Annotated in this window: 15 protein-coding genes; 13 read left to right on the top strand and 2 right to left on the bottom strand. The window is 69.8% G+C overall.

What is annotated here, in order from left to right:
* Positions 1 to 111 precede the first annotated feature (111 nt).
* The 7 genes from ACN269_RS00645 (at position 112) to ACN269_RS00615 (ending at position 7,565) form a co-directional block, all read left to right on the top strand.
* On the top strand, positions 112 to 1,176 hold the full coding sequence (locus ACN269_RS00645) for an ABC transporter substrate-binding protein (RefSeq protein WP_421470456.1): 1,065 nt from the start codon (positions 112 to 114) through the stop codon (positions 1,174 to 1,176).
* Positions 1,173 to 2,009: an ABC transporter permease gene (locus ACN269_RS00640; protein WP_421470455.1), complete on the top strand. Its 837-nt coding sequence runs from the start codon at positions 1,173 to 1,175 to the stop codon at positions 2,007 to 2,009. The genes ACN269_RS00645 and ACN269_RS00640 overlap by 4 nt, the downstream gene beginning before the upstream one ends.
* Positions 1,985 to 2,722 (top strand): ABC transporter ATP-binding protein, encoded by a 738-nt coding sequence (locus ACN269_RS00635; RefSeq protein WP_421470454.1) that lies wholly within the window; start codon positions 1,985 to 1,987, stop codon positions 2,720 to 2,722. Before ACN269_RS00640 ends, ACN269_RS00635 begins: the two co-directional genes overlap by 25 nt.
* 2 nt (positions 2,723 to 2,724) lie before the next feature.
* Positions 2,725 to 4,056 carry an LLM class flavin-dependent oxidoreductase gene (locus ACN269_RS00630; protein WP_421470453.1) on the top strand — a complete coding sequence of 444 codons (1,332 nt, stop codon included), beginning with the start codon at positions 2,725 to 2,727 and terminating at the stop codon, positions 4,054 to 4,056.
* 19 nt (positions 4,057 to 4,075) lie between these two features.
* Positions 4,076 to 5,140: an aldo/keto reductase gene (locus tag ACN269_RS00625; RefSeq protein WP_421470452.1), complete on the top strand. Its 1,065-nt coding sequence runs from the start codon at positions 4,076 to 4,078 to the stop codon at positions 5,138 to 5,140.
* A 61-nt stretch (positions 5,141 to 5,201) separates the two neighbouring features.
* On the top strand, positions 5,202 to 6,437 hold the full coding sequence (locus tag ACN269_RS00620; protein ID WP_421470451.1) for a vanadium-dependent haloperoxidase: 1,236 nt from the start codon (positions 5,202 to 5,204) through the stop codon (positions 6,435 to 6,437).
* 66 nt (positions 6,438 to 6,503) lie between these two features.
* A complete protein-coding gene (locus ACN269_RS00615) occupies positions 6,504 to 7,565 on the top strand; it encodes an LLM class flavin-dependent oxidoreductase (protein WP_421470450.1) in 1,062 nt (353 codons plus the stop codon).
* A gap of 132 nt (positions 7,566 to 7,697) precedes the next feature.
* Here ACN269_RS00615 and ACN269_RS00610 read toward each other — a convergent pair whose 3' ends face one another.
* A complete protein-coding gene (locus ACN269_RS00610) occupies positions 7,698 to 8,075 on the bottom strand; it encodes a hypothetical protein (protein WP_421470449.1) in 378 nt (125 codons plus the stop codon).
* Positions 8,076 to 8,445: 370 nt separating this feature from the next.
* Here ACN269_RS00610 and ACN269_RS00605 point away from each other — a divergent pair, with 370 nt between their 5' ends.
* On the top strand, positions 8,446 to 9,711 hold the full coding sequence (locus ACN269_RS00605; protein WP_421470448.1) for an alpha/beta fold hydrolase: 1,266 nt from the start codon (positions 8,446 to 8,448) through the stop codon (positions 9,709 to 9,711).
* Positions 9,712 to 9,757: 46 nt separating this feature from the next.
* Here the strand turns inward: ACN269_RS00605 and ACN269_RS00600 are convergent, their stop codons facing one another.
* Positions 9,758 to 10,315 (bottom strand): hypothetical protein, encoded by a 558-nt coding sequence (locus ACN269_RS00600; RefSeq protein ID WP_421470447.1) that lies wholly within the window; start codon positions 10,313 to 10,315, stop codon positions 9,758 to 9,760.
* Positions 10,316 to 10,731: 416 nt separating this feature from the next.
* Between ACN269_RS00600 and ACN269_RS00595 the strand changes: the two genes are divergently transcribed.
* The 5 genes from ACN269_RS00595 to ACN269_RS00575 all read left to right on the top strand — a co-directional run bounded on the left by ACN269_RS00595 (position 10,732) and on the right by ACN269_RS00575 (position 17,671).
* Complete coding sequence (locus ACN269_RS00595) at positions 10,732 to 11,271, top strand: hypothetical protein (RefSeq protein ID WP_421470446.1); 540 nt, start codon at positions 10,732 to 10,734, stop codon at positions 11,269 to 11,271.
* A gap of 481 nt (positions 11,272 to 11,752) precedes the next feature.
* Positions 11,753 to 12,190, top strand: coding sequence for a hypothetical protein (locus tag ACN269_RS00590; protein WP_421470445.1), 438 nt, complete (start codon positions 11,753 to 11,755; stop codon positions 12,188 to 12,190).
* On the top strand, positions 12,187 to 15,543 hold the full coding sequence (locus ACN269_RS00585; protein WP_421470444.1) for a tetratricopeptide repeat protein: 3,357 nt from the start codon (positions 12,187 to 12,189) through the stop codon (positions 15,541 to 15,543). The genes ACN269_RS00590 and ACN269_RS00585 overlap by 4 nt, the downstream gene beginning before the upstream one ends.
* Entirely contained in the window at positions 15,540 to 16,337 is a 798-nt protein-coding gene (locus tag ACN269_RS00580; protein ID WP_421470443.1) for a hypothetical protein, read from the top strand. Before ACN269_RS00585 ends, ACN269_RS00580 begins: the two co-directional genes overlap by 4 nt.
* A complete protein-coding gene (locus ACN269_RS00575; RefSeq protein WP_421470442.1) occupies positions 16,334 to 17,671 on the top strand; it encodes a DUF6585 family protein in 1,338 nt (445 codons plus the stop codon). The genes ACN269_RS00580 and ACN269_RS00575 overlap by 4 nt, the downstream gene beginning before the upstream one ends.
* Positions 17,672 to 17,680: the final 9 nt, after the last annotated feature.

The raw sequence follows: 17,680 nt of genomic DNA, 5'->3' as shown, positions 1-17,680 counted from the left end.
CGTCCTTGCGTACCCGTGGCAGCGCTGGTCACCAGCCACCGCGACGGCGCGCCGCTGCTCTCCCACCTGGGGCGCTACGCACCCCCGCAACCAGCGACGAAGGAGTTGCACGTGACCTCACCATCCCTCCTGGACCGTCGGGCGTTCCTGTCCGCGACCCTCGGCGCGGTCACCCTGAGCCTGACCGCCTGCGCCGGTGACGACACACCCCTCGCGGCATTGGCCGCGGGCGCTCCGCTGCCGCAGGCCGTACCGAAGGGCACCAAGCTCGTCGTCGGCGACAAGGAGCACCAGAAGGCGATCGAGTTCTCCGGCGAGGCCGACAGGTTCAGCTTCGAGGTGGAGTGGGCGAACATCAGCGGCGGCCCGCAGACCCTGGAGGCGTTCCGCGCCAAGGCGCTGGACGTCGGGGCGGTGGCGGACATCCCGCCGATCCACTCGCACTGGACGGGCATCCCCACGAAGATCGTGGCCTCGAAGTTCCGCCAGGACCCGCTCAACCACGCCATCTACCGGCTCGGCATCGCACCCGGTGTCACCGTCGCCACCCTCGCCGACCTGGGCGGGAAGAAGATCGCGTACAGCCCGGGACAGGCACAGGGAGCACTGGTCCTGCGGGTACTGCACAAGGCCGGCCTCACCAAGAAGGACGTCAAGCTGGTCGAGCTGCCCAGCACCGGTGATGTCTACGCGACGGCACTCGCCAGCCGCCAGGTCGAGGTCGCACCGATCGGCGGCGTGCAGATCAAACGGTACGAGACCAAGTACAGCCGCGACGGCGCGACGACGCTCGCGCACGGACTGCGCGACGACCCCGGTCACCTGTACGCGCCCGTCACCGTGCTCGGTGATCCGGCCAAGGCGGCCGCGATCCGCGAGTACGTGCAGGCGTGGGCGCGGGCCTGGCGGTGGCGCGAGGCCAACCCGGACGAGTGGATCGAGCGGTACTACGTCAAGGACCAGGGGCTGACCGCCGACGACGGCAGGTGGTTGGTCGAGAACGGCGGGGTGGCCGACATCCCGGCGAGTTGGTCCGAGGCCATATCCCGGCACCAGGAGACCATCGACCTGCTCGCGAAGGAGACCCGCAACAAGCCCCTGAAGGCGGAGGACCTGTACGACCGACGGTACGAGTCGGTGGGCGCGCAGGCCTTGACCGCCGGAGGTGCCCGGTGACCGCCTCGACCCTGACCAGACCCCGGTCGAACGCCACCGCTGCGGTCGGCCGGCCACGACGCCGGCTCACGCCGGGCCGCCCCATCCCGTTCGGGGCGGCGATCGGCCCGACCCTGCTGCTGGCGGTGTGGGCGGCCGGCTCGGCGGCCGGCTGGATCGACCCCCGTACCCTGTCGGCGCCCTGGACCGTGCTGACCACGGCGGGCGACCTCGTCGCCGACGGCCGGTTGCAGGACAACCTGGTCATCTCGGCGCAACGGGCCGGCCTGGGCCTGGCCATCGGCACCGCCGTCGGCACGGTGCTGGCCGTGTTCGCCGGTCTGAGCCGCTGGGGCGAGGCCATCCTCGACGGCCCGATCCAGATCAAGCGGGCCATCCCGGCCCTCGCGCTGATCCCGCTGCTCGTCCTCTGGTTCGGCATCGGCGAGCAGATGAAGGTCATCACCATCACGCTGGGCGTGTTCGTGCCCGTCTACATCCATACCCACAACGGGCTGCGCACCATCGACAGCCGGTACGTCGAGCTGGGCGAGTCGCTCCGGCTGCGGCGCACCGCCTTCATCCGCCGGATCGTGCTGCCCGGCGCCCTGCCCGGCTTCCTGCTCGGCATGCGGTTCGCGGTCGTCGGGGCGTGGCTGTCCCTGGTGGTGGTCGAGCAGATCAACTCCACCAGCGGCATCGGCTACATGATGGAGCTGGCCCGGGAGTACGGCCAGACCGACGTGATCATCGTCGGACTCGTGCTGTACGGACTGCTCGGGCTGCTGTCCGACGGCGTCGTCCGGCTCGCGCAGAGGAGGGCGTTGTCGTGGCGACGCACGCTGGCGGACTGACCGCGTCCCGCGCGGTGCGCGTGCACCGCCTGGCGCGGGGATTCGGGGATCGGGTGATCCTCGACGGATTCGACCTGGAGATCGCCGCAGGCGAGTTCGTCGCGCTACTGGGACGCAGCGGCTCGGGCAAGAGCACCATGCTGCGTGCGCTCGCCAGGCTGGACGGTGACGCCACCGGCTCAGGCCTGATCGACGTACCGGAAAGATCGTCCGTCGTCTTCCAGGATGCTCGGCTGCTGCCGTGGCAGCGCGTGCTGGACAACGTCGTCCTCGGCCTGCGCGGCTCGGACGCCACCGATCGCGGCCGGGCCGCGCTCGCCGAGGTCGGCCTGGCCGGCAGGGAACGGGCCTGGCCCAGCGAGCTGTCCGGCGGCGAGCAGCAACGCGTGGCGCTGGCCCGGGCGCTGGTGTCCGAACCGGACCTGCTGCTCGCCGACGAGCCGTTCGGCGCGCTGGACGCGCTGACCCGACTGCGCATGCACGGCCTCCTGCGCGTGCTGCACGCCCGGCACCGACCCACGGTGCTGCTCGTCACCCACGACGTCGACGAGGCCATCACGCTGGCCGATCGCGTGCTGCTGCTGGACAGCGGGCGAATCGCCGTCGACCTCGCCATCGACCTGCCCGCCCCGAGGTCGTACCGACAGCCGCAGTTCCTCGCGTACCGCGAGACCCTGCTGCGCGCGCTCGGCGTCGACCAGACCGAAGGATGACCATGCTGCACCTCAACGCGTTCCTGATGGGCGTCGGCCACCACGAGGCCGCCTGGCGCCTGCCCGACAGCGACCCGTTCGCGCAGACCGACGTCGCACACTTCACCCGCCTGGCCCGCATCGCCGAGCGCGGCAAGCTCGACTCGCTGTTCCTCGCCGACAGCCCGGTGCTGTGGAACAGCATCGGTCGACGGCCGGGTGGCACCCTGGAGCCCACCGTGCTGCTCACCGCCCTCGCGGGCGTGACGAGTCACATCGGGCTCATCGCGACCGCGTCGACGACGTACAACGAGCCGTTCAACCTGGCCCGCCGTTTCGCCTCGCTGGACCACGTCAGCGGCGGGCGGGCCGGCTGGAACATCGTCACCACCGCCGGCGAGAAGGCCGCCCGGAACTTCAACCTGGACGACCTGCCCGCGCACCGGGACCGGTACGAGCGGGCAGCCGAGTTCATCGAGGTGTCCCAGAAGCTCTGGGACAGCTGGGACGACGCCGCGCCACTCGGCGACAAGGACGCCGGGCGGTGGGGCGACGACGCGCTGCTCTATCCACCGGAGCACACCGGGCGGTACTTCAAGGTGGCCGGCCCACTCAACGTTCCCCGCTCACCCCAGGGCTACCCGCTGCTGGTGCAGGCCGGGTCGTCCGAGGACGGCAAGGACCTAGCCGCCCGCTACGCGGAGGCGGTCTTCACCGCCCAGCAGACGCTCGGCGAGGCGCAGGCGTTCTACCGCGACCTCAAGTGGCGTGCCGCGCAGGTCGGCCGCGACCCGGACACCATCAAGATCCTGCCGGGCATCGTGCCGGCCATCGGGTCCACCGAGGCCGAGGCCCGCGCGCTGGAGGAGGAGCTGGATCGGCTGATCAAACCGGAGTACGCCCGGCAACAGCTCGCCACGACGTTGCGGGTCGCCCCGGAAGACCTCGACCTGGACCGGGAACTCCCCGCCGACCTGCCGAGCGAGGACGAGATCGAGGGCGCCAAGAGCCGGTACACGCTGATCGTCACGCTGGCCCGGCGCGAACGCCTGACCGTACGCCAGCTCATCGGCCGGCTCGGCGGCGGTCGCGGGCACCGCACCTTCGCGGGTACGCCGGAGCAGGTCGCCGACGCCATCGAGCAGTGGTACCACAGCGGCGCGGCGGACGGCTTCAACATCATGCCTCCCGTGCTGCCGTCCGGGTTGGAGACGTTCGTCGACCACGTCGTGCCGATCCTGCAGCGCCGCAAGCTGTTCCGCACCGAGTACACCGGGACCACCCTGCGCGAGCACTACGGGCTGCCCCGACCGACCAACCAGTTCACGCGGCAACTCACCACCGCGTCCCGCTGACCCACCGCGAAGGAGAATCATGGTCGACCAACGGCCCTTCGGGCGCACCGGCGTCCGCATCAGCTCCCTGACCCTGGGCGCGATGAACTTCGGACGGCGGGGCAACCCGGACCACGAGGACGGCATCCGGATCATCCACCGGGCCCTCGACGAGGGCATCACCGCCATCGACACCGCGGACGTCTACTCCCACGGCGAGTCGGAGGAGATCGTCGGCAAGGCCCTCGCGGGCGGACGACGCGACGACGTCTTCCTGGCCACCAAGTTCCACGGCCAGGTCGGCGACAACCCGCAGCACCGCGGCAACTCCCGCCGCTGGATCGTCCGATCCGTGGAGAACAGCCTGCGCCGGCTGGGCACCGACTGGATCGACCTCTACCAGGCACACCGGCCGGAGCCGGAGACCGACTTCGACGAGACCCTCGGGGCGCTCACCGACCTGGTACGCCAGGGCAAGATCCGGTACATCGGCACGTCCACCTTCGAGCCGTCGGCGATCGTCGAGGGACAGTGGATCGCCGAGCGGCGCGGCCGGGAGCGGGTCGTCAGCGAGCAGCCGCCGTACTCGATCCTGGCCCGCGGCATCGAACGCGAGGTGCTACCGGTGGCCCAGCGGTACGGGCTGGCGGTCATCCCCTGGAGCCCGCTCGCCGGCGGCTGGCTCTCCGGCCGCTACCACTCCGGCCTGACAGCGCCGATCTCCGGACGCGCCGAGCGGCTCCCGGCCCGCTTCGATCCGACCCTGCCCGCGAACGCCGCCAAGCTGACCGCCGTCGACGAACTGGCCACGCTCGCCGACGAGGCCGGACTCTCCCTCATCCACCTCGCGATCGCCTTCGTCCTCGAACACCCCGCGGTCACGTCGGCGATCATCGGCCCACGCACCCTGGCGCACCTGGAGTCACAGCTCGGCGCCGCCAAGGTGACCCTGTCCGAGGACGTGCTGGACCGCATCGACGCCATCGTCCCGCCCGGCACCACCCTGAACCCCGCCGACACCGGCTACCAGCCACCGTCGCTGACCGATCCGGCCAACCGCCGACGCGGCGGGACGACGCCACGCGCCGCCGGACCGGTCCGATGAGCAGCCCCGGCACGCCGCCTTCCTCCCGCCGCACCCATCCCGCCCGAGGAGCCACCGCATCATGACCCTGTCGAGCCACCACGGCTGGCGCCGCGGTCTGGCGACGATCGCCGCCGCCGTCCTGGTCACCGGCCTGCCCGCCGTACCGGCCGCCGCCACCACCACGACCGACACCGCCCTTGAGTGGTACGACGCCACCGCTGCCGCCGTCGCGACCGGCACCCGTGCGCAGGTCACCAACAGCCGCGCGTGGGCGATCAGCTGGCTCGCCGCCGCCCGCGCCACCGGCACCACGTCCACCGGAAACCCCCGCCACTACCGGGACGCCGCACTCGCGTCCGCCGTCCACACCGCGCTGAGCACCCTGCTCCCCGACAGTGCTGCCGCGCTCGACACGGCGCTGCGGACCACCCTGGGCCGGATCCCGGACGGCCGGGCCAAGGACCGGGGCACGGCCACCGGCCGCGCCGAAGCACGCCGGCTGCTGACCCAGCGGACGGACGACGGGCTCGACCCGGCCTCCGTCAACCCGGCGTACCCCAACCCCGAACCGGGCCCGGGTCGCTGGCAGCCCACCCCACCAGACTTCTCCCCCGCCCAGCAGGCCGGCACCCGCTTCGCCCGGCCGTTCCTGCTCGACCGAGCGGACCGGTACCGGCCCGGTCCACCGCCCGCCCTGAACTCGGAGCGCTACCGGGCGGACCTCGCCGAGGTCCGGGCGTACGGGGCGGTGGACAGCGCCGTACGCACACCGGCGCAGACCGACACCGCGACCTTCTGGCTCGGCTCCTCACTGACCCTCTACACCGGGATCCTGCGCGCCGCGCTCGCGCAGTCCACCGGGTCGGTCGCCGGGCGGGCGAGCCTCGTGGCCATCTTCCACGTCGCGCTCGTCGACACCCAGATCGCGACCTCCGACGCCAAGTACGCCTACCTCAGCTGGCGACCGGTCACCGCCATCCGGGCCGACGCGGGCGGCGATCCGGCCTGGACACCGCTGCACACCACGCCGTCGCACCCGGACTACCCGAGCGGGCACAACACCTACTCCGGCGCCGCCGAGCAGGTGCTCACCGCCCTGCTGGGGCCGCAGGCCCGGGAGCCGTACACCATCACCAGCCCGAGCCAGCCCGGCGCCACCCGGACCTACCGCGACTGGCGGCGACCTACCAGGGAGAACGTCGACGCCCGGGTGTGGTCGGGCATCCACACCCGTACCGCCGACGAGGCCGGCGTCCGACTCGGCCGCGACGTGGCCGCGCACACGCTGCGCAACGCACCACAGCTGTTCCGCTGACCGACCGAACCCATCGGGGCGGGGCGGCCGTCGCCGCCCCGCCCCCGAAGCGCCGGAGACCCTCTGATGAGCCTCGAGTTCCTCTGGTACATCCCGAACCAGGTCCAGCCCGGCCACCGCGGCGACGACGTGACCGACAACCACAACAGCCTGGAGACCCTCACTCAGCATGCCAGGGCTCTTGAGGAGCACGGGTGGGGTGGAGCGCTCCTCGGGACCGGCTGGGGCCGGCCCGACACCTTCACCGTGGCCACCGCGCTCGCCGCCCGGACGACCACGTTCCAGCCGCTGATCGCGATCCGACCCGGTTACTGGCGGCCCGCCAACTTCGCCTCCGCCGCCGCGACCCTCGACCACCTCTGCCAGGGCCGCACACTGATCAACATCGTCTCGGGCAAGGACGACCTGGCCGCGTACGGCGACGGCGAGAGCGACCCGGCCCACCGCTACGCCCGTACCAAGGAATTCCTGCAGATCGTGCGCAAGCTGTGGACCCAGGAGAGCGTCACCTACCAGGGTGAGCACTTCACCGTCACCGGCTCCACCCTGGCACTGCGACCGGTCGCCCGGGGCGGGCGTGAACACCCCCGGCTCTACTTCGGTGGCGCATCCCCCGCCGCCGAAGAGGTGGCCGCCACCGAAGCCGACGTCCAGCTCTTCTGGGGCGAGCCACTCGACGGCGTGGCCGAGCGGATCGAGCGACTCAAGCAGCTCAGCGAGAAGCTGGGACGCGAACACGCTCCGCTGGAATTCGGCCTACGGGTCACCACACTGGTGCGCGACACCACCGAACAGGCCTGGGCCGACGCCGAAGCCAAGGTCGCCGCCATGGCCAAGGGCACCGGCGCCGCCCACGGCCACATCTGGCAAACGGCCGTCGGTCAACGCCGCCTGCTCGACCTCACCGCACGCGGCGAGGTCCTCGACGACAACCTCTACACCACCCCCGGCAGGTTCGGTGGCGGCGGAGCGGGCACCACCTGGCTCGTCGGCTCCGCCGAGGACGTGGCGAACTCGCTGCGCAAGTACCAGCGGCTCGGCGTCAGCCACTTCGTGCTCTCCGACACGCCCTACCTGGGCGAGATCAGGCGTCAGGGCGAGCAGCTGCTGCCGCTGTTGCGCACCTGAACGCTGCCCCGCCGGTGCTCCGCAATCAGCTCCTACCTGCGAAGAAGTACTCGGTGAACATCGCCCTGCACAGCACCACGGACTGCTGGCCTGTTCTGGTAGGACCCATGAAGGCCAACGGCCTCGCGACCACTAAGCGTCGAACTCAACCACGAAGGTCCAGATCCGGTGACTGCTGACCACTTCGTGGCAATGGGAAACTATTCGCCCCACTTGACCCTGTCGGCTCAACGCCTGAAGAAGATCGGGGTGCGACCCGGCGAGCGAGTCCGCCCGCAGGTCGAGCGTGAACACAGCGCCGTGGTCCAAGTCGTTGACGCGTCCCTCAGACTTACTTCCCCCGACATACTTGCCCGCGGGATTGCTTTCCCACGGGTAACCTTCCGTCCACTTCACGATACGCTGGAACAATTTCCCTCCGCGCTGGTGCAGCATGTCTCGGTGATCGCCAGCACCCGCATCGACCACCCGATGGCCGTCCCGGATCGCCGCCTGGGTCGCCTGGGGCAACGTTACCGGCTTCGATGCGAGCGTTTCGGTGGCAGCGTACGAGGCGCCGCCGAGAGCAACCGGACTCCGATCCCGTCGCCCACACCGATGATGACGCCGGCGCCGACGAGCCGCGTTGCGGTACGGGGACACGCGCCCTAGCGTGTGTGGGCACAGATACACGTAAGTCAATGGTTGGGGGACGTGGATGCGCGCGTTGGCCGCTGTCGTTGCCGTTTGCCTCACCATGGTCGTCGCCCCAGCCTCGGCGGCCAGCGGAGCGACACTCACGTGGCGGGCCTGCCCAGGCGTCGATGACACCCGCCTACGCTGCGCCACGGTCCAGGTGCCGCTCGACCATGCGCGCCCATCCGGCCCGACGATCGACATCATGATCTCCCGGCTCCCCGCGGCCGACCCGGCGCTGCGCCGCCGTGTGCTGTTCACCACGGGCGGCGGCCCGGGTGGTGCCGGTGTCCCCGAGCCGCTGAACCTCGCCGCCACCGTCGACCCCGCAGTGCTCGCCCGGTACGACATCGTCGGGTTCGACATGCGCTTCGTCGAACGCAGTACTCCGATCACCTGTGGCCAGCCGGAGGAGGAGCCGGGCGGCTACTGGGTGCGCACAGCCACCTATCAGTCCCTGCAGGACACCGCCGCCGAGGCCCGCGACTACGCGCACGCCTGCGCCCGGCACGCCGGCTGGGCGCTGCCGTTCGCCACGACCGCACAGGCCGCCCGCGACATGGACGTCATCCGGGCACGCCTGGGCGAGCGGAAGCTCTCCTTCCTCGGGGGCTCGTACGCGGCGATGCTCGGCGTCGCGTACGGCACGCTCTTTCCGCGTCGGGTGGACCGCTTCGTCCTGGACAGCCCGGTCAACTACGACTTCGCCTGGCGCCCCTACGAGCTGAAGCGGATCCCGGCCTTCGAGGAGAACTACGCCGCCTTCACCGGCTACCTTGCCGACAACAGCGCGGCGTTCGGGCTCGGTGCCACGCCGGCCCAGGTCGCGGAAACCCTGAGCCGAACGTTCGCAGCGGCGGCGATCGAGCCGATCGTGGCCGGGGACCACGCCTGGACCACCGGCGAGCTGGGCTCCCTGACGGTCATCGCGACGTACTTCGAGCAGTTGTGGCCGGTGGTCGCGACCAACCTGGCCGCCATCGTCGCCCGCACACCGCCGCCGATCCCCCTCGACCCGAGACCGGCCCCCCTGCCCGGAACCCCGGACGTGCCGGCGGACAACCACACCGCGGTCAACATGGCCTTCCGCTGCGGCGACAACGCGTGGCCGCGCGACCTGGCGACCTACCGCCACGATGTGGCTCGCCTCGGCACCCGCTATCCGGTCTTCGGCCCGTCGATCGCCAACCTCAACCCCTGCGCCTTCTGGCCGGTCAGCCAGGACAACACCCCGCCGCTCGCCAGTAACCGGGCACCGGCGGCGCTCGTCGTCGCCGCACTGCGCGACGCCTCGGTGCCGCTGGCCAACTCGATCGCGACCGCCCGGTCCATCACCGGCTCACGGCTGGTCACCGTGGACAAACAGACACACGTGCCCCTGCTCAGCGGCCAGGCCAACGCCTGCCTGACCGGCACGGTCACCGCGTACCTGGTGCACGGGCACCTGCCCGAGCACGACACGGCCTGCTAGCCCCGGACCCGCCGCCGACAGCGGCCCGGGGCTTCGTCGTGGTCGCTCACACGGCGGCTCCGCCGTTCATCCTGATCATGCTGGGACCGTCTGGCAGTCCGAGATACCACCAGGTACCAGGTGGCGGTAGTGGCAGCGTGCCGCGTAGCAGTTCGATCATCGCATTCGCCAGATCCACCATCGGGGCGGTGGGCATGGATGGGCCATGGAGGTCACGCCAGATCGCCGGCCATCCTTCGATTCGCCGTAGCTCAGCGTCCGCCTTCGTCACCGCCCGAAGCGCGCCCAGCCGGACGGCTGCCTCCGACGCGATCGCCGCGAACGGCTCCACCGCGTCGGCCTCGACCACTGGCTCAAGGTTCAGGCCCGCATCGCCGCCGACAGTCGCCACCGCGGCGAGTGAATCGGCCAGGTGGTCGAACCACGCCCCGGGAGCGCCCTCGCGACCCACCACAAGCATCTCGTACGCAAGGAAGGAGATGCTCACGTCGTAGGCCCAGAAGCTTCGCCCGTTCGCCGACACCGCCGCCGTTCTGGTCATGCAACCATGATCACGATGATGTCCGCTGCGTCGCAACGGGAATAGCGCCGAGCTGTGCTCCACGCGCGTTTGCGGTCCACGGCGCTTCAGCCGCACCCGAATTGGCGGCTACTGCGGCCGGGTTGAGCGCGCACTATCCGGGGTGGGGCCCTCGACTCGTCCGTCCTCCGTCGACAGCCGGTTGAGCCGCCTACGCGCATGGACGTCGTGGCGGCCGAGGGCCCTCAACTCGACATGACGTCCAGCCCGGGCAAGCAGGTCCATGTGCCAAAGGTGCGCGTTGTGGCGTTCGTAGTCGGCGCTGTAACACTCCGCAACAGCGCTGAGGACCACGATCGCCCCGTCATAGTCACCGCGCTCCTCGGCGAGGCGCACCCTCTCCGACCAGTGGGGCATGGACATCATCGTAGGACTACTACTGCTCAGCCGGATGTCATGGCGCCAGGCGTCGGCGGTTGAGCGACAGCGAAGGGGGTCTCATGAGCTACGAACTTGAGTGGGCTGATCTGCCCGAACCTGCTGCCACTGCCCGCTCGCGCTTCGAAGCGTGCTCTGATCTGGGGGACCGGTGCGTGCACGTTCCTCAATGCCTCAACGAGTACGAGACGCTCACGGCCGCCTATCGGTTCCACCTGAACATTGCTGGCATGGCCAACTGCCGCGACGGTATGCGCCGCACCGGCATGATCTACCACGCCGCCTCGCAGCCCTTTCCCGACTGGCCCTTCCAGGGCTTCAACGACTGGCAGTCTGCTGATCAGAGTCGGCGCGACGCGTACATCGCGGCCGAACGGGCGGCATCGGCCCAGACGATCCCCGGAATGCTCGGAATCCCAGAGTTCAAGCTGACGAGCAACGGCCCCTGGCTGGTGGGAGCGAGGGAAATCGACGAAGCGCTCGACTGCTATCAGGCTTCGTCGCCGAGCTTGCGCGCGGAGTTGGAGGAGAATGACCTGTGGGTGGCCTGGCTTGACTGGCTGAGACAGACCGTCCACCACGGGGGTTTCACCGTAGGCTGAGCTCCCACCTGCGGCGGCCGGCCACGACGCCGCTCGGCCTCCCGCAACACCACCAACGGATCCCGTGGGCCAATACACCGATGTTCGCTTGCACTCCAGGCACTCGGCCACGCCACGGGATATCTGCTCGCGATCCGCCACCGTCCGCATTGCACGCGACGGAACAACCGTCCCGCTGAACCAGCAAGATCAGAAGCTCTGATCAAGTGAACCTGCCCAGCGCTACCTCCGACCGGATCTGAGTCCGGACGCTGGAAGGTCAGAGCGCCGCCCGGAGGTCCCCATCAAGCGTGAGACTGGAGAGCGCGACACACAGCAGACCCGAACGTTCGATTGGCGTCGACACGAGAGGGACGGCTTTTTGACACCGGCAGGAACACGCCGATTTCTGAGGACCAGAAGACGCTAACCTTCAGTAAGCCTGATGTAACAGAGAATTACTTGGGCGCAGCTGGGGGAGGTCGGTTTGGAAGCAGAATGGTTGTTCAACCTGGCGACTTCGGGCAGCGCCGCTCTGGTGGGGGCAGCCGCCACGGACTTGTGGCTGAGCACTCGCGACGGCTTCCAGCGCGTGCTGAGCAGGGGTGACCCGGTCCGGGAGCAGGTGTTGGCCCGGCGGCTGGCAGCCACGGCCGCCGCCGTTGAGCAGGCCGCGCCGCAGGAGCGGGAGCAGGTCAGACAACAGCTGCAACGGCAATGGTGCACCAGGTTGACCGACCTGTTGGAGGAGGATCCGACGGTCGGCAAGCAATTGCAGGCCTTGACTGATGAGGTAGCCGGGCAATTGCCGGCGCTGCAGCAGCGGTGGGTGCAGCGGGTTACTGCGTCCGGCCCGAACTCGCGGGCGTACGTCTCGATGTTCGGCAATGTCGTCAACCACTTCGGGGCCCTCGACCCGCCAACCGGACCCCGGGAATGAGCATCGACCCCGGCGCCGTCCAGCGGGTCAGCGCTACAGCGGGCTTCGCGTACGGAGTGATCGGCGCTGACCTACACGTGTTCGGCGACGGCAGTCCCGTCTACCTACTGCAGCGTTGGCGGCCACCACCGAACCCCGACTCGACATGGCTGCGTGCCCTGCCCAGCCGGATGCTCAACGCCCGCCTGCAGGTCGTCGACTTCACCGGGCGCCACGCCGAGATCGAGCAGCTGCGGCGGTGGCGCGATGACGAGTCACCCATTGCCGTCCGCTGGTTGCACGGTGCCGGCGGGCAGGGCAAGAGCCGCCTGGCCGACCACCTGGCTGCCGACTCCGTAGCCCTGGGCTGGCGCTGCGTCATCGCCCGTCACGCCGCAGCGGCGGTCCTGCCGCTACCGGGAAGCGAGGACCTGCGGCTGGACGGTACTGCCGGAGTCCTGCTCGTGGTGGACTACGCCGACCAGTGGCCCCTGTCGCACCTGACCTGGCTGCTGAGCAACGCCCTCCTGCACCAGGTCGGCGTCGTGGCCCGGGTGCTGCTACTGGCCCGCAGCGCCGACAGCTGGCCGTCGGTGCGCGCCACCCTAGCGAACTCTCCGACCGCCGTGAGCAGCCAGTATCTGGCTCCTTTGCCGGAGCAGGGCGACGGTCGCGCCGAGATGTTTCGGGTCGCGCGCGATAGCTTCGCGAGCAGGTACGGGATCGCCAGGGCAGAGCACATCCGACCAACCGTGTCGCTCGTGGCCGCAGAGATGGGGCTGACGCTGTCCGTACACATGGCGGCTCTCGTGGCGGTAGACGCGTGGGCGATGGGCGGCCCCGATCGGCAGCCGCCACCCGCCGACGTCCAAGCCCTGACGATTTACCTGCTAGATCGGGAACACCTGCATTGGGCCCGGCTGTTCGCCTCCGGCGAACACCAGTTCCAGACCAAGCCTGCGGTGATGAACCGGACGGTGTTCACCGCCGCGCTGACCGGGCCGATCGTCCGCACAGATGCCGCCGCCGTCCTAGGCCTGCTCGCCCTCGCCGACGACGGTGAGCGGATAGTGTCCGACCACGCGTACTGCTATCCGGCCGCCGACCAGGTCTCTGAAACGGCTCTGGAGCCGCTCTACCCGGATCGGCTCGCCGAGGACTTCCTGGCCCTGACCCTGCCCGGACACACTGCCGACTACCCGGCCCAGGCGTGGGCGCCGGACACCGCCACCACCATCCTCACCGGCTGGCCAGACGAACATCGGTCGGCCCCAGCCCTCGCCCGAGCGCCCACCTTCCTCACCCGCGGGCTGACCTTCCTCGCCGCCGCCGCCGAGCGGTGGCCCCATGTACGCGAGGGCCACCTGTACCCGCTGCTGCGCGAGAGTCCTTGGCTCGCCGGGCAGGCCGGCAGCGCGGTGCTGCTGAAGATCGCCGCGATTCCGCAGGTCGACCCGGCCATCCTGGACCTCGTCGACGCGGCACTGCCACGGGAACGGCACCCCGACGTCGATGCCGGCGCCGCCGCGATCAGCACGGCGCTACTGCCGTACCGCCTCACCTCGGCCACAGAGCCCACTCTGCGGGCCGACGTCCTCAGGGTGCACGCCTGGCGGCTGAGTGGCGCAGGCCGCATCGAGGAGGCTGTTGGCCACATCCGGGAGATCATCACCACTCTGCGGAACCTGGCCCGCACCGCCCCGGACGAGTATCTGCCGGCGCTGCTGGTGGCACTCTCGAACCTCGCCGTCACCCTGAACAAGTCAGGTCGGCTGCCGGAGGCAGTCGTCGCCGCCGAGGAGTCGGTTGCCACCGGGCAAGCGGTGCCCAGTTCGAGCCGCGAGGACATCCTGCCCACTCTCGCGCACGCGGTGCACGTCCTGGCCCACTGTTACGGCGAGGTCGGACGCAGCGCGGATGCGGCTGCCCGCTCGCAGGAGGCGGTGGCCCTGTGGCGTCGGATGCTGACCGGGGGTGCCACCGAACACGAGGCCGGACTTGCCCAGACGCTGGTCAACTATGGCGTCCAACTGTCGGCGTTGGGCCGACACCAGGAGGCGTCAGCGTCCGTCGCCGAAGCGCTGGAAATCTACCGCCGGCTCGCCGCCGACCGGTCGGGAAGCCACCTGGCCAATCTGGCCGTGACGCTGCATGGGCAAGCCGTCGGGGCGTGGAACAACGACCGGCGCGACATCGCCCTCGCCTGCGCCCAGGAGGCCACCGCCGTATTCCGGCGCTTGGTCGCCGTCAACCCAGACGCGTACCTGCTGCACCTCGTTGCCTCGCTGAACAACCTCGGTAACCTGTTGTCGGTCTCATCAGAGCGGCCGGAGGCCATGGCCTGTCTGCATGAGGCGTTGGGAATCTTCCGGCGTCTCGCGCCGGCCAATCCGCGCCTGTACCAGTCCGGCCTAGCACAGACCCTGATCAACGTGGGTTCGTTGGCCAGTTCCATGGGAGATCCGGCGCGCGCGGTGGCGTACACCGACGAAGCCGTCCAGCTGTTCCGTCAGCTCGTCGCCGTGCTGCCCGACGTCCACCAGATCAACCTCGCCCACGCGCTCGACTGTCTCGCTACTCATCTGGGCGACCTCGGCCGGACCGATGAGGCCCTTAGCCACGCTGAGGAGGCCGTCGCCATCAACCGCCTGCTGGGTCCCCACACCCCGGCGGCCCGACCCGGCCTCAGCGGCTCGCTGGACACGCTGTCATCCCAGCAGGCCGCTCTCGGTCTCACTGCGCACGCCCTGCGCTCCGCCGAGGAGGCGGTGGTCATCGACCGCGCGTTGGTGCGACTGGAGCCGGACGCTTACCTGCCCAGGCTCTCCATCGCCCTCAACAACCTCAGCCTCCGGCAGGCCGCCTGCGGCGACCAGGAACGGGCCCTAGCCACGATGCGCGAGGTCGTCGAGATCCGTCGACAACTGGCCGGGCGCAGCCCGAAGACCCACCAGCCTTCCCTGGCCAAAGCGTTGCGGAACGTGGCCATACGGTCGGCGTCTCTGCGTCGCCCTTGGGAAGCGCTGCCCCCGGCCCTAGAGGCATTGGGGCTGGAACGGAAACTAGCGATCGCCATGCCTCCCGCCGAGCGCGTGTGTCTCGCGCAAAGCCTGCTGATCGTTGCCACCCTGCACGCCGAACAGGGGCAGGAGTCGGCAGCTATCGACGCCATCCGGGACGCCGTTGAGGTGTACGAGGCCGTCGCGGCGAACGGCAGTCCAGCCGCGGCAGAGGAATTGCGGCAGACGTACACGACGTATCACGAGATCCTCATCGCTTGCGGACGTCCGCTGGAGGCCGCCGATCTGCTGCACCAGCTCCGTGCCGTTGGCCCACAGCCCGTACCGAGCACGAGTCCGCCGGAGATGACATGAATCCTTCCTCAGACCTGACCGGCCCGCTGCCAGTCGCCAGCCCGCTGCCCGTAGCGGCCGACGGCGGTCGGGCGGTGGAGAGTCACAGCAATCGGCTGCCGACCCGACGAACCGGACCGGCGTCGTCGATCCGTCAGGTCGTCACCGGGCTCAGGTTCGGGCCTGGCCCGTCGCGCCAGGAGTGCTGGCGTCGCCTGCCCCGCCGCGTCGCCGACCGCATGATCGAGCTAGCCGGCGACCGGATCGAATGGTGGGCCTTCTGCAGGGGTACGGGCGACACCGGCGGACCGGATGACAACCGGCCGGCCGCGGTGCTGCTCGGCGCTGCGGGCGTCTGCTTCGCCGATCCCCGACTCGATGCCGCCTACAAGCCGGTCTACTCGGTGAGCTGCTACCAGCTCGACAGCGGTTCGTTGCGGCAGGTGGCCGTGGTGCACAGGCCCGAAGCCGCCGGTGTAGCTTTCCCCGGGGCCCGCCAGCCTGCCCCGCCGCCGCCACAGGTGGACGTCCCAGGGCTGGACGCGTGGACGGCCGACCGGTTGGGCAACCTTCCGCCCGAGGCCCAGCTGCTGCTGAGGGCCCCGTTCACCCGCGATCATCCGGTGCTACGTGGCACCTTCCACTACGAGGGCAGCGACCACCAACTCGACTTCTTCGCCATTGTCCTCGCCGGTGCCCGCCACGTCACAATGGCCACCGGCACCCGGGTCATCCCCGTGGGTCACAACGAACACACCGCACACTGGTCGCTGACCTGTGGGCGGGCCAGCGTCACCCGCCGCATCGGACGATGACCGGGGCACATCGGTTCGCCCTCCTCGACGGTCAGGATCCTTACAAGTTGCTCGGCGTACCTCCCGACGCGCCGCTCGAGCAGATCCGCCGGGCGTACCGAACCGCGATGCGCACCGCGCACCCCGACGTGGGCGGCGTCGAGGAGCACGCCAAGCTGCTCAGCTATGCGCTGCACGTCCTCACGACCTGCCGGGACGACTACGACCGGCACCGACAGGACGAAGGTCCGCCCCGATCCGACAGTCACAGCGGCCCGGCCCAAGAACCAGACAGCGCGCACACTCCGTCGACCACGCCTCACGAACCCACCACGGCTAGCGAACCGGCGTCAGAGCCGGATGCCGACCCCTGGGAGAGGGTCACCGCGGGGTGGGCCAATCACACCCGGGTCGAACGCCCTCCGGTCGCCGCCGACGGTCCGTCCCGCATTGACCACGGCGGCTCCTCGGTCGTTCATCACCTGGCGGCCTCCATTCTCGCCGGACTCAAGCCACCCCCGGGAGAGCCCGCCGAATCGTCTTCCAACGCGGACAACAGCGATCCGAGCCGATCCTCTGAACAAGTGGTGCGCTACGACGTCTACCTCTCGGCGGACCTCTGGGGTGCGCTGACCCTCTTCTTCCTCGCATGTGTGTTCTGCTTCTTCGCCTGGCTCGTCAGCGTCCCGACGCGAAGCGGCAGCCCGTACTTCACGGATGGACCGTGGGAGAGAGACGGGAACATCCTGGCCTTCACTCTGTTCGCCCTTGTGGGCGCGGTACTCACGTTGGCGGGCGTGCGCCTTCTCCTGCGCTGCGTGTCCCGAAGCTACGAATACGTCGTGGTGTATGAGGATTTCCTCATCATCGGCGGCCGTCGCGGTGCGTCCGCAACGGTCGCCTGGGGGGATATCACCGGCATTCGCATTTGCGACCGCACCCGGCACCGTCGGGACTCGCTGTCGAGGCACCGGTACGAGCTGCGGCTTGCCGACGGCTCGACTGCAACTCTGCCCCCGCACCTGCTCCAACTGGACCAGCTGGGCGCTGTCGTCGAGGAGGTGTTCACGACCCTGTGGCTGCCCGTGTGCCGGGCGATGGTCCGAGACGGGGCGAGATTGGATTTCGGTCCCGTCCAGATCGACAGCGAGCACCTCTGGCACGGAGCGACATCATCCGTTCCCTGGCGTGACATCGAGCGGCTGGCCGTCGTCAGCAACGCTCTACACCTCGTCATCGCCGTCGACGCTGTGGGCGACGACCAGACCTGGCCCACTAGCGAGATCGAAAATCTGCTTCTCCTGCTGCGGCTTAGCAGCCTGCTGATCGGCGAGATCCGCTTCTGGGAAGCGTGATTCAGGGCA

This window comes from Micromonospora sp. WMMD736 (genome assembly GCF_049179015.1).
In the GTDB taxonomy this organism is placed as follows: Bacteria; Actinomycetota; Actinomycetes; order Mycobacteriales; family Micromonosporaceae; genus Micromonospora.
Note: the sequence above shows the minus strand (reverse complement) of the source record. Positions and strands in the feature narration are given on the sequence as shown.

Coding starts and splice junctions, on each gene's coding strand:
- ACN269_RS00585 (WP_421470444.1), top strand. CDS start 12,187: ATGAGCATCGACCCCGGCGCCGTCCAGCGGGTCAGCGCTACAGCGGGC.
- ACN269_RS00575 (WP_421470442.1), top strand. CDS start 16,334: ATGACCGGGGCACATCGGTTCGCCCTCCTCGACGGTCAGGATCCTTAC.
- ACN269_RS00605 (WP_421470448.1), top strand. CDS start 8,446: ATGATCTCCCGGCTCCCCGCGGCCGACCCGGCGCTGCGCCGCCGTGTG.
- ACN269_RS00615 (WP_421470450.1), top strand. CDS start 6,504: ATGAGCCTCGAGTTCCTCTGGTACATCCCGAACCAGGTCCAGCCCGGC.
- ACN269_RS00620 (WP_421470451.1), top strand. CDS start 5,202: ATGACCCTGTCGAGCCACCACGGCTGGCGCCGCGGTCTGGCGACGATC.
- ACN269_RS00595 (WP_421470446.1), top strand. CDS start 10,732: ATGAGCTACGAACTTGAGTGGGCTGATCTGCCCGAACCTGCTGCCACT.
- ACN269_RS00630 (WP_421470453.1), top strand. CDS start 2,725: ATGCTGCACCTCAACGCGTTCCTGATGGGCGTCGGCCACCACGAGGCC.
- ACN269_RS00580 (WP_421470443.1), top strand. CDS start 15,540: ATGAATCCTTCCTCAGACCTGACCGGCCCGCTGCCAGTCGCCAGCCCG.
- ACN269_RS00625 (WP_421470452.1), top strand. CDS start 4,076: ATGGTCGACCAACGGCCCTTCGGGCGCACCGGCGTCCGCATCAGCTCC.